Here is an 11,427-nt window from a genome sequence, read left to right as displayed (position 1 = left end):
AAGTAAAAAATTAAAATTAATCAAAGCAGGGTGAGATAGGAGGTACAATAATTAAATAAAAATATTATGTTTTGGTAATGATTTCAGCAAGTAGCTTTTTAGCTCTAAGTAGTTTTACCTTCACATTGTTTATAGGTTCTTTCAATTCTTCAGAAATCTCTTTATAACTCAATTCTTGAAAATACCTTAAATTAATTACTTCTTGATAGTGTGGTTTTAGTTTTTTTATATCACGCAGCAATTTTGCGAGATTTTGTTCCGTAATAATTTTATCCTCAGGAGTAGGCGAGTCGTCAACAATATCGAAATAGTTGTCTTCATTGTCTTTAGATGTATTTCTAATTGACTTTTTTTGTTTTCTGACCAAATCAATATGAATATTCTTAGAAATGGTGATTAGCCACGTTTTGAACTTATAATCTTCGTTATAGGTGTTAATCTTATCAAAAGCCTTAGAAAATGTCTGTATAGTTATGTCTTCACTATCGTTTTCATTTTCTGTTCGTTTTAGTTGAAATGCATATACGTCATTCCAAAAGGTATCTAGTAAAAAATTGAAAGCAATTTGATCATTCTTTTTGGCTTTATTTATGGCTTCGTTTATTTCCAATGTTTGGGTTTAGATATAAGATTAGCAATAAAGATACTTAATTGCGTAGTAATTAAAAATAATTCTAGAATAGGCGAAAATATGATGAGGTCAATTTCACCAAGTTTTTTTGATGTAAAACCAAAACACAGTAATTGAATAAAAAATCGTAGTACTATTAGTGCCAAAATCCATGGCCAATTGTCGCTAAACATTAATAGTATTGTGCCTAAAATCCAGAATAACAATTGAGAGGTATAAAATAATCCTAAGAAAAATTTGTGTTTTACTTTATAATATTTTGCGGTACTTATATGTCGCCTTTTCTGTAGAATCCATGCTCTAAAAGAAGTTTTAGGCTCTGAAATTGTAAAACTATCGTTGGTAAAGCATATAGAAGTGTTTGTTTTGTTGGCAACTTCATTTATAAATAAATCATCATCTCCAGATTTTATTGACATATGATTATTAAAACCAGAATTATTAAAAAACAATTCTTTTCTATAAGCCATATTTCTTCCAACACCCATGTATGGCAAACCTAAATTAGCATATGAAAAGTATTGTAAGGCTGTCATTACAGTTTCAAATCTTATGATTTTATTTAAAAAAGAAAATCGTTTTTTAGCATAAGATCCATAACCTAAAACTATAGACTTTTGATTAGAAAAATTGCCACTAATATGTGCTAACCATTTATTAGAGTTTGGGGAACAGTCAGCATCTGTAAATACTAAAAAGTCATATTTTGAAGCTTTTATACCAAGTGTTAGAGCATATTTTTTGTTACCCCAAAACGTCTCATTTGTTTTTACATCTACAAGCGTTATGTTATTGTGCTTGGCCTCAAATTCTTTCATTATTTTTAATGTGTTATCTGAAGAACTATCATTAACTAAAACAATTTCAAAATTTGAATACTCTTGACTTAATATTAAAGGAAGGTTTTTCTTTAAGTTTTCCGCTTCATTTTTTGCACAGATAATTATAGAAATTGGGATATTCTTTTTTAATCTTGTCTCAGCACGTTTTATGGCAAAAGAGAAAAGAAAACCAAGGTAATAAGTAACTTGAATACTAACAATTCCTACAAATGTATAGAATAGTATTGAGGGAAGAATCATTAAGGCTTATGAATGTTGTGGTTCGTTGCAATCTTGGTATTGGTCTGGTGTTTTTCCGCAAAAACCGCAAGCTTCTCCTTCTTTGTTGAGCATTGGGTTTTGACTAGCGCAGGTACCAGCAAATTTGCCGTCTTTTTTAGCCCATATTTTTATGGCAATTCCTGCTATTCCTAATGCCAATAACCCTAATGTGAGTAGTAGTAATTTCATCTGCTGATATCTATTGTTGTTTAGTTGCCAGATGGAACATTCAAAAAATATTTTTCTTTAATATTTTAGTTTTTAAACAAGAATGTTTCATTTTAATCCCTTAATCTGATACAAAGGTAATGCTTTTACATTTATTTTCTTATTAATTCAATTGTGACTTAACTTGTTGATTTTGTGTCACATTATTATTAAAACATTTATTACTAACTAAATTATTAATCAATTATGAAAAAATTATTCGCAGAGTTATTCGGAACATTTTGGCTTGTGTTTGGTGGTTGTGGTAGTGCAATTTTTGCTGCCGGATTTCCAGAATTAGGAATTGGATTTGTAGGCGTTGCTTTAGCATTTGGTCTTACTGTATTAACTATGGCCTATGCTGTTGGGCATATTTCTGGAGGACATTTTAATCCAGCTGTGTCTATTGGGCTTTGGGCTGGTGGAAAATTTGAAGCCAAAGATTTAATTGGCTACATTGTTGCGCAAGTTGTTGGAGCAATTGCTGCGGCGGGTGTACTTTATCTTATATTTTCTGGTAAAGCTGGATTTGAATCTGTAGGCGGTTTTGCTTCAAATGGTTATGATGCTTTGTCACCAGATGGTTACAGTATGATGTCTGTATTAGTTGCTGAAGTTGTTTTAACTGCATTTTTTTTAATTGTTATATTAGGAAGTACAAATGTTAGAGCTCCTAAAGGTTTTGCGCCAATAGCTATTGGTTTAGCATTAACTTTAATTCACCTAATCAGTATTCCTATTTCAAATACATCTGTAAATCCTGCGAGATCTTTAAGTCAGGCATTATTTTCTGATGGAGGTCACTTGGCTCAAGTTTGGTTGTTTTGGGTAGCTCCAATTGTTGGTGCTATTATCGGTGGAATTATCCACAAAACATTATTTGAAAAAGAATAAGTTTAAAAACTTATACATAAAAAAGAGGCACATTAATTAATGTGCCTCTTTTTTATGTATAATAAATGTTTTATTCTTCCTTTTTTAAAGATATCTCCGCAACTTCAGTATTATTTTCATTGGCAGTATCACCATCTTTTCCTATTTTAATGCTCAATGCTAACGCATCTTCCATATATGGAATTTGTTTCAATTTACGATCTGCTTCGTCAAGAATACCTAAGTTAACCATTCTATCTTGCAATTCTGCCCAAATTTGGTAATGCTGATCTTTTGGTAATTGAGGTAAAGTAATGACATCAATCATAGATGTTTTTTCCACTGGATTAATATATGCAACAGTTTTTAAGTTTTTAGCACGCTCATTACCATTGAAAACATATTTTTTAGAATCTGGATTATTCAGTTTCAATAACTCTCTAGAGAGTTCATCTAATTTTGAATTGTTATTCTCAATATCACTTCTCAAATCAAAAATTTCTTCGATAACGATGTTATTCTCTTTGTTTAAATTCTGATTTTTTTGATATAACATAAATGAAGTGGCTGCAAATAATACCGCAGCTGCACTCGCGGCAATACTATACCATGGTGTTTTTCTATTCTGAACAAGCTGAATCACTTTAGTGTCATTCTTTTCGTCAAGTGACACTAAAATATCTTTTAAGATATTATTAGGCACATCCACTGCTCCAGCTTTTGCAATAATTTCTAAGTTATCTTGAAGCGTTGCATATGCTTTTGCTGCTTCAGGGTAGTTAGAAATAAAATATTCTACTTCTTTAGTTTCTTCTATAGAAGTTTCGTCTAACAAATACTTATTGAGTATGTTAGACTTTAAAAAGTTATGTAATTTTGTATCCATAATCAAACAATTTAAGGATTATAAACTTTCTTAAGCTCACGTAATCCTATTTTTAATCTAGATTTAATAGTACCAAGCGGAATATCTAATTCGTCACTAGCTTCTTGCTGCGTCATCCCTTGAAAAAACAAGGCATCTAACACAATTTGATACTTTTCATCTAATCTCCCAACATGCTCTTTAATGTCTAATACATCTTGATTTATATTGCTTGTTGGTAAGATATATACGTTAGAAGTATCAATTTGGACTTCTTTTTGGTAACGATTATTAAAACTTCTTAATTTATCAATGGCTGTGTTCCTAGCTATCCGGAACAACCAAGTAAAAAGTTTAGCTTTACTTGCATCATATTTTGAAGCATTTTTCCAGACTTTAATAAAGGTTTCTTGTAAGGCATCTTGAGCAATTTCTTCATTAATCGTTATTTTTAAAATAACACCATAAAGACTGTTAGAATAGTTTTCATAAAGTAAATTTAGCGCACGTTTATCTCCTTTTTGAAGAAAGTCGATTATTTTTTGCTCTGTAGGAGTTATACTCAAAATGTTAAAATCTTATTTTTTTATTTTTAAAACATCCAAAATGGATTTGTAAACGTAAATATAATTAAATACACCATATAGAGGTGCTCACAATATATTATTAGAATGGTTTTAACTCCTTAAGAGGTTGATTAATAGCATTTTCAAATAAAATTATTCTAAATTCAAAAGTCACAATCTAAATTGTGACTTTTGTTTTATATAATATTCACTTCGGTTTCAATAGTTATATCAAAAATTCTTTTTACGGTTTTTCTAATTAGTTGTGCTAATTCAAAAATGTCTTTACCATTTGCATTGCCATAATTAACAAGTACCAGAGCCTGTTTATTGTGCACACCATAATCATTAAAACGTTTACCTTTAAATCCAGCTTTTTCAATGAGCCAACCTGCCGGAACTTTTACTTCCTCCTCTGAAATTTTATAGTAAGGCAAATTTGGAAAATTTTCTTGTAACTGATTGAATTGCCTACTTGAAATAATTGGATTTTTGAAAAAACTACCACTGTTGCCAATTTCTTTTGGGTCTGGCAATTTACTTTGTCTTATGGCGATTACAGCTCTTGATATATCTTGAATAGTGGGTTTTTTAATTTTTAAAGCTTCTAACTCATTTTTAATAGCGCCATAATCCATATGTAAACTATGATTGCTTTTTGTAAGCTCAAGGTTTACGCTAGTAATGATATAATCACCGTTTAATTCTTGTTTAAAAACTGACTCTCTATATCCAAAATTGCAGTCAGCTTTTGAGAACGTTTTAGTAGTCTGATTTTTTATATGAACAGCTTCACAACTCACAAAAACGTCTTTTAATTCTACACCATATGCTCCAATATTTTGAATTGGTGCTGTTCCAATATTCCCTGGAATTAGTGATAGATTTTCTAAACCTCCATAATTATGTTTCAGACACCAAAGTACAAACTCATGCCAGTTTTCACCAGCCATTGCTTTAATAGTTACCGTGCTTTCAGTTTCATTAACAACTTCAATACCTTTTAAGTTGATGTGTAAAACTAAAGCGTCAATATCTTTGGTCAACAACATGTTGCTTCCACCTCCTAATATAAAAAGCGAACTTTCGTGTTGTTCTAGCAAAACATTGTGGAGAATTTCAACAGATGTGATATTGCAAAACAATTTAGCATTAGCGTCAATACCAAACGTATTAAAAGATTTTAATGAAATGTTTTTAGCTAATATCATTAATCTTTATATGCTTTAAGTGCTTCCGCTAATATTTTGACAGATGTTTTTAAACTTTCTTCATTTAATACATATGCAATCCGAATTTGGTTTAAACCAACTCCAGGTGTCGAGTAGAATCCGGCCGCAGGCGCCACCATAATGGTATTGTTTTGATAATCGAAAGATTCTAGTAGCCATCTTGCAAAATTATCTGAATTTTTAACAGGTAATTCCGCAATACAATAAAAAGCTCCACTTGGTTTAGCTACTTTTACTCCTTCAATTTTTTCTAATTCTTCGATTAATATATCTCTACGTTTTACATATTCCTCTTTTACGTCATCGAAATAACTTTGTGGTGTTCCTAAAGCCGCTTCACTAGCAATTTGAGCTAGGGTAGGAGGACTCAATCTTGCTTGAGCAAATTTTAAGGCAGTTTTTATGACTCCTTTGTTTTTTGAAACCAAATAGCCAATACGCGCTCCACACATGCTATATCGCTTAGAAACGGAATCAATAACTATAGCATGATCCTGTAAACCAGGTTCTTGAAGAATTGAATAATGCGAAATGCCATCATAGACAAATTCTCTATAAACTTCATCAGCAATTAGAAATAAGTCGTGTTTTTTTACAATAGAAGCCAGCTTCTTTATTTCTTCTTTGGAATATAAATATCCTGTTGGATTTCCTGGATTACATATTAAAATCGCTTTAGTTTTTGGAGTGATGAGTTTTTCAAATTCTTCAATTGGAGGTAAGGCAAAATTGTCTTCAATTTTTGAAATTACTGGAACTACATTTACGCCAGATGCAGTAGAAAAACCGTTGTAATTAGCATAAAAGGGTTCAGGAATTATAATTTCATCATCTTCATCCATAATGCTTCCAAATGCAAAAAGTAAGGCTTCACTCCCTCCAGTAGTTACAATAATATCATTATGTGTAACGTCTATGGAATTATGATTATAATATTCTGCAATTTTTATTCTGTAATTTTCTGAACCTTCTGAGCGTGAATACGCCAAAATGTCGAAAGTGTGTTGCTTTAAGGCATCTAATACTACTTTTGGCGTTTTTATATCTGGTTGACCAATGTTAAGGTAAAAAACTGTTTTTCCTTGTTTATGAGCTTCTTCTGCATAAGGCACCAATTTTCTAATTGGTGATTCTGGCATTTTCATACCTTTTTTTGATATCGTTGGCATATAATAATTTTTAAAGTGCTAAGTTCTGAAATTTCTTAAAATTTATTTAAAAAATAACACTTAAAATATGTTGTAAGATAAAGATTTGTAACTTCTTCAAATATGTTAGAAAAATTGAAATTATTACCTAGATATTTTATCCTAGTTTACTTGTGTTTATATGGTTTAAGCTTACCAGCTCAAGATAGCTTTTTTTTAAAGAACAGTGTAAGTAAAAAAATTAATTTCGAGTTTGTTAGCAATCTCATAATAATACCATTAGAAATTAATGATGTTACTTTATCTTTTATCTTAGATACCGGTGTTAGTAAGCCAATTCTCTTCAATTTATCTGAAAGTGATTCAGTAGATTTGAAAAATACTAGAACATTCTATTTGCATGGTTTGGGCTCCGAAGGAAAAATAAAAGCGTTAAGATCTAGTCATAATAAATTAAAAATAGGAGATGCAGTAGGTGTTAATCAAGACCTATTTGTAGTTTATGATAAAACTATAGATTTCACACCAAGACTTGGTGTTGTTGTGCACGGAATTATAGGTTATGATATATTCAAAGATTTTGTTGTTGAGATTAATTACAATTCAAAATATATTAGATTACATAAACATAATAGTTTTAAACCTCGTTCTTCAAAAAAATGGAAAATCATGCCTATAAATATTATGAGCAAAAAGCCTTATTTAGATGCAAAGGTTGCAATCAATAGTACTTATGAATCAACAAAATTACTTATAGATACTGGTAGTAGTGATGCGTTATGGTTATTTGAAGATAAGGAAATAGGATTAACGCCAAATGAGGATTTAAGTTTTAATGATTATTTAGGCAAAGGTTTAAGTGGAACTATTTATGGAAAACGCTCTAAGGTATCTAGTTTTAAGCTCAATGACTTTAGTTTAAAGGATGTAAATGTTGCATTTCCAGATTCGTCGTCAGTTGACATGACGAAAGTTCATAAAGACCGAAACGGTTTATTAGGAGGTGATATTTTAAAACGATTCAATCTCTTTTTTGATTATACAAATGAGAAATTATATCTAAAAAGGAATAGTCATTTTAAAGACCCATTTACATATAACAATAGTGGTATTGTATTAGAGCATAACGGAACTATGTTTGTGAAAGAAGAAATAAGAGTACCTACCCAATTTAATAAGAATTCTGTAAATAATACCAGTAGCAATTCAGTTCACGTAAATTATTATATCAATCATAGAGTAAAGATAAAACCAATTTATAAAGTAGTAGAAATTAGAAAATCTTCGAATGCATATATTTCTGGATTAAGAGTAGAGGATATAGTAATAAGTATTAATGGCAAGCCTACATATGAATATAGTTTCTCTGAAATCAATAAGATTCTTCATGACAAAACAGGAAAATCTCTAAGGTTAAAAATACTACGAAGAGGTGTTAATATGTTATTTAAATTCAAACTTGATGATGCCTTCAAAAAAAAATGAGCCCTCAAAATGAGAGCTCACTATAAAAATTGATTAAGATTAAGACTTATTGCTCAATCATACTTTTCTCTTTTTTTTCTAATACACTTGTTTTATTAGGGTCTATTACTAAACCTTTAATTTTTAATGCTACAGTCGGTGTATCTGCGTTAGAAATAACAGTTATAGTTTTTCTAATAGGATTTACTCTATTAGTATCGTATTTTACTTCTATTGTACCTGTTTCGCCTGGCATAATCGGACCTTTTGGTTTCTTAGGTACCGTACAACCGCAAGTAGACTTAACGCTAGAAATAATTAAAGGAGCATTACCAGTATTGGTAAACTCAAAAGTTCTAACACCATTAGCCCCTTTTTCAACAGTGCCATAATCTATGACATCAGTTTTAAATTCGATCTTAGCTACCTTCTCTTGCGCATAAGCTCCAATGCTAATTAGTCCTACAAACAAAATAATTATTAAATTTTTCATCATTTTAAGTTTAAAATTGATTATTCAAAACTAGTTACTTTTTCATTCCAAACAAAATTTATTAGACGTAATACACTCCATTTAACAGAATTTATGGTATTTGAACCCATATTCTTACACTAATAATTTTTCGAAAAAGGAATTATAAGTACTTTTGTCAGTTACATTACAAAAACGATACCAAAACATGGAAATTCCATCAAAATATAACGCATTGTCAGTAGAAACCAAGTGGTATGACTACTGGATGCAGCATAATTACTTTCATTCTAAACCAGATGAGAGAGAGCCTTATACAATTGTGATTCCTCCTCCCAATGTTACTGGAGTGTTACATATGGGACATATGTTGAATAACACAATTCAAGATGTATTGATTCGTCGTGCACGTTTATTAGGTAAGAATGCGTGTTGGGTTCCTGGTACAGATCACGCTTCTATCGCAACAGAAGCTAAAGTTGTTGCCAAATTAAAAGCACAAGGTATCGATAAAAATGATTTATCGCGTGAAGAATTCCTTGAGCATGCTTGGGAATGGACAGAGGAATATGGTGGAGTTATTTTAGAGCAACTTAAAAAACTCGGATGTTCTTGCGATTGGGATAGAACAAAATTTACCATGGACGACGACATGTCTGAAGCTGTCATTAAGGTATTTGTAGATTTATATAACAAAGGTCTAATCTACAGAGGTTACCGAATGGTTAATTGGGATCCAGAAGCTAAAACAACCTTGTCTGATGAGGAGGTAATTCATGTTGAAAAACAAGGTTTACTTTACTATTTAGAATATAAAGTTGAAGGTAGCCATGAAAAATTAACGATTGCCACAACAAGACCAGAAACCATTTTTGGAGATACTGCTATTTGTATTAATCCTAATGATGAACGTTTTGCGCATTTAAAAGGTAAAAAGGCTATTGTTCCAATATGTGGAAGAGTGATTCCTATCATTGAAGATGACTATGTAGATATAGAATTTGGCACAGGTTGTTTAAAAGTAACACCAGCTCATGATGAAAATGATAAAGTTTTAGGTGATAAACATCAACTTGAAGTTATTGATATCTTTAATGAAGATGCTAGTTTAAATAGTTTTGGACTGCATTATGAAGGGCAATATCGTTTTGCAGTTAGAAAAGCAATTACTAAAGAATTAGAAGCTGCTGGCATTTTAGTGAAAACTGAAAACTATATTAATAAAGTAGGAACTTCTGAGCGCACAAAAGCAGTTATAGAACCAAGATTAAGTGACCAATGGTTTCTTAAAATGGAGGATTTAGCAAAACCAGCTATTGATGCTGTTTTAAAAACTGGTGAGGTAAAACTCTTTCCAAAGAAATTTGAAAATACATATCGTCATTGGATGGAGAATATTCGTGATTGGAATATCTCTCGTCAATTACTTTGGGGACAACAAATTCCTGCGTATTTCTATGGTGAAGGAAAAGAAGATTTTGTAGTTGCAGAGTCAATTGAGAAAGCGGTTGAACTCGCGAGAGAGAAGACTTCTAATTCTAACCTTCAGATTACTGATTTAAAACAAGACTCTGATGCTTTAGATACTTGGTTTAGTTCATGGTTATGGCCAATGTCTGTTTTTGATGGTATTCGTAATCCTGAAAACGAAGAAATTAAATACTACTATCCAACAAATGATTTGGTAACAGGTCCGGATATTTTATTTTTTTGGGTAGCACGAATGATTATTGCCGGTTACGAATATAAAAACGAAAAACCTTTTGAAAATGTATATCTCACAGGATTAGTTAGAGATAAGCAAAGACGAAAAATGTCTAAACAATTAGGTAACTCACCAGATGCTTTGAAATTAATTGAAGAATATGGTGCCGATGGAGTACGTGTTGGACTTTTATTAAGTTCTGCTGCAGGAAATGACTTAATGTTTGATGAAGATCTTTGTCAGCAGGGCAAACAGTTTGCTAATAAAATTTGGAATGCTTTTAGGTTGGTAAAAGGTTGGGAAGTTGATCATACTATTAGTCAGCCAAATTCTAGTAAAATAGCTGTTGAATGGTTTGAGTCTAAGTTTCAGAAAACGATTTTAGAAATTGAAGATCATTTTAGTAAGTACAGATTAAGTGATGCACTTATGGCTACTTATAAGTTGATTTGGGATGATTTTGCATCATGGTTACTAGAAATAGTTAAACCAGCCTATCAGAAACCTATTGATGCAAAAACTTTAGAAAGTATTAATGTAATATTTGAAGATATTCTTAAGATTTTACATCCATTTATGCCATTCTTAACTGAAGAAATTTGGCATTATATAAAAGAGCGTTCACCAGAAGAAGCCTTAATTATTTCAAAATGGCCAGAAGCTAAACCTATTAATGAGACTTTGATTTCTGAATTTGATTTTGCTTCGGAAGTAATTTCTGGTATCAGAAACATAAGAAAACATAAGAATATTGCTTTTAAAGATACTATAGGTTTTTCAGTAGTCAATAATGAAAATGTTGCCACTACTTTTGATGAAGTTATTTCAAAATTAGGAAATCTTGAGACTTTCGAATATGTAAATATTCCTGTAGAAGGAGCATTGACATATCGTGTAAAATCTAATGAATACTTTATTCCTATGGAAGGAAGTATTGATGTAGAAGGGGAGATTAAGAAACTTACTGAAGAGTTAAATTATACTGAAGGTTTTCTTAAATCTGTACAAAAGAAACTCTCAAACGAGCGTTTTGTAAATAACGCGCCAGAGCAAGTAGTGGCTTCAGAAAAGAAAAAAGAAGCTGATGCTTTGGCTAAAATTGAGACTATTAAAGGGAGCTTAGCAAGTCTAAGTATATAGTATTGATGTATTATATTCTCT

General features: G+C 31.0%; 11 protein-coding genes. 3 read left to right on the top strand and 8 right to left on the bottom strand.

Features of this window, described 5'->3' with window-relative positions; all coding sequences use genetic code 11:
• Positions 1-64: 64 nt before the first annotated feature.
• From Q0822_RS02105 to Q0822_RS02095, 3 genes are read right to left on the bottom strand one after another with little or no spacing between them, the layout of a single operon-like run.
• Positions 65-610, bottom strand: coding sequence for a sigma-70 family RNA polymerase sigma factor (locus Q0822_RS02105; RefSeq protein WP_299119536.1), 546 nt, complete (start codon positions 608-610; stop codon positions 65-67).
• Entirely contained in the window at positions 601-1,713 is a 1,113-nt protein-coding gene (locus Q0822_RS02100) for a glycosyltransferase (RefSeq protein ID WP_299119534.1), read from the bottom strand. Before Q0822_RS02100 ends, Q0822_RS02105 begins: the two co-directional genes overlap by 10 nt.
• A 6-nt stretch (positions 1,714-1,719) precedes the next feature.
• On the bottom strand, positions 1,720-1,923 hold the full coding sequence (locus Q0822_RS02095) for a membrane or secreted protein (protein WP_299119530.1): 204 nt from the start codon (positions 1,921-1,923) through the stop codon (positions 1,720-1,722).
• Between the two features lie 225 nt (positions 1,924-2,148).
• On the opposite strand from Q0822_RS02095, the gene aqpZ reads away from it, so the two are divergent.
• Entirely contained in the window at positions 2,149-2,835 is a 687-nt protein-coding gene (gene aqpZ / locus Q0822_RS02090) for an aquaporin Z (RefSeq protein WP_299119528.1), read from the top strand.
• A gap of 70 nt (positions 2,836-2,905) precedes the next feature.
• Here aqpZ and Q0822_RS02085 read toward each other — a convergent pair whose 3' ends face one another.
• The 4 genes from Q0822_RS02085 to Q0822_RS02070 form a co-directional block, all read right to left on the bottom strand.
• Positions 2,906-3,700, bottom strand: a complete 795-nt coding sequence (locus Q0822_RS02085; RefSeq protein WP_299119526.1) for an anti-sigma factor — start codon at positions 3,698-3,700, stop codon at positions 2,906-2,908.
• Between the two features lie 11 nt (positions 3,701-3,711).
• On the bottom strand, positions 3,712-4,245 hold the full coding sequence (locus Q0822_RS02080) for a sigma-70 family RNA polymerase sigma factor (protein ID WP_299119525.1): 534 nt from the start codon (positions 4,243-4,245) through the stop codon (positions 3,712-3,714).
• Positions 4,246-4,442: 197 nt separating this feature from the next.
• Complete coding sequence (murB, locus tag Q0822_RS02075; RefSeq protein ID WP_299119522.1) at positions 4,443-5,456, bottom strand: UDP-N-acetylmuramate dehydrogenase; 1,014 nt, start codon at positions 5,454-5,456, stop codon at positions 4,443-4,445.
• On the bottom strand, positions 5,456-6,646 hold the full coding sequence (locus tag Q0822_RS02070) for a pyridoxal phosphate-dependent aminotransferase (RefSeq protein WP_299119520.1): 1,191 nt from the start codon (positions 6,644-6,646) through the stop codon (positions 5,456-5,458). The genes murB and Q0822_RS02070 overlap by 1 nt, the downstream gene beginning before the upstream one ends.
• Positions 6,647-6,748: 102 nt before the next feature.
• Here Q0822_RS02070 and Q0822_RS02065 point away from each other — a divergent pair, with 102 nt between their 5' ends.
• A complete protein-coding gene (locus tag Q0822_RS02065) occupies positions 6,749-8,110 on the top strand; it encodes an aspartyl protease family protein (protein ID WP_299119518.1) in 1,362 nt (453 codons plus the stop codon).
• A gap of 46 nt (positions 8,111-8,156) precedes the next feature.
• On the opposite strand, the gene Q0822_RS02060 is transcribed toward Q0822_RS02065, so the two are convergent.
• Positions 8,157-8,582 carry a DUF1573 domain-containing protein gene (locus tag Q0822_RS02060; RefSeq protein ID WP_299119516.1) on the bottom strand — a complete coding sequence of 142 codons (426 nt, stop codon included), beginning with the start codon at positions 8,580-8,582 and terminating at the stop codon, positions 8,157-8,159.
• A gap of 187 nt (positions 8,583-8,769) precedes the next feature.
• On the opposite strand from Q0822_RS02060, the gene Q0822_RS02055 reads away from it, so the two are divergent.
• Positions 8,770-11,406, top strand: a complete 2,637-nt coding sequence (locus Q0822_RS02055) for a valine--tRNA ligase (protein WP_299119513.1) — start codon at positions 8,770-8,772, stop codon at positions 11,404-11,406.
• Positions 11,407-11,427: the final 21 nt, after the last annotated feature.

It is taken from the genome of uncultured Winogradskyella sp. (assembly GCF_947496485.1).
GTDB lineage: Bacteria > Bacteroidota > Bacteroidia > Flavobacteriales > Flavobacteriaceae > Winogradskyella.
The sequence above is the reverse complement of the archived record's forward strand: the minus strand, read 5'-3'. Positions and strand labels throughout refer to the sequence as shown.

Coding starts and splice junctions, on each gene's coding strand:
- Q0822_RS02100 (WP_299119534.1), bottom strand. CDS start 1,713: ATGATTCTTCCCTCAATACTATTCTATACATTTGTAGGAATTGTTAGT.
- Q0822_RS02095 (WP_299119530.1), bottom strand. CDS start 1,923: ATGAAATTACTACTACTCACATTAGGGTTATTGGCATTAGGAATAGCA.
- aqpZ (WP_299119528.1), top strand. CDS start 2,149: ATGAAAAAATTATTCGCAGAGTTATTCGGAACATTTTGGCTTGTGTTT.
- Q0822_RS02085 (WP_299119526.1), bottom strand. CDS start 3,700: ATGGATACAAAATTACATAACTTTTTAAAGTCTAACATACTCAATAAG.
- murB (WP_299119522.1), bottom strand. CDS start 5,456: ATGATATTAGCTAAAAACATTTCATTAAAATCTTTTAATACGTTTGGT.
- Q0822_RS02070 (WP_299119520.1), bottom strand. CDS start 6,646: ATGCCAACGATATCAAAAAAAGGTATGAAAATGCCAGAATCACCAATT.
- Q0822_RS02065 (WP_299119518.1), top strand. CDS start 6,749: ATGTTAGAAAAATTGAAATTATTACCTAGATATTTTATCCTAGTTTAC.
- Q0822_RS02060 (WP_299119516.1), bottom strand. CDS start 8,582: ATGAAAAATTTAATAATTATTTTGTTTGTAGGACTAATTAGCATTGGA.
- Q0822_RS02055 (WP_299119513.1), top strand. CDS start 8,770: ATGGAAATTCCATCAAAATATAACGCATTGTCAGTAGAAACCAAGTGG.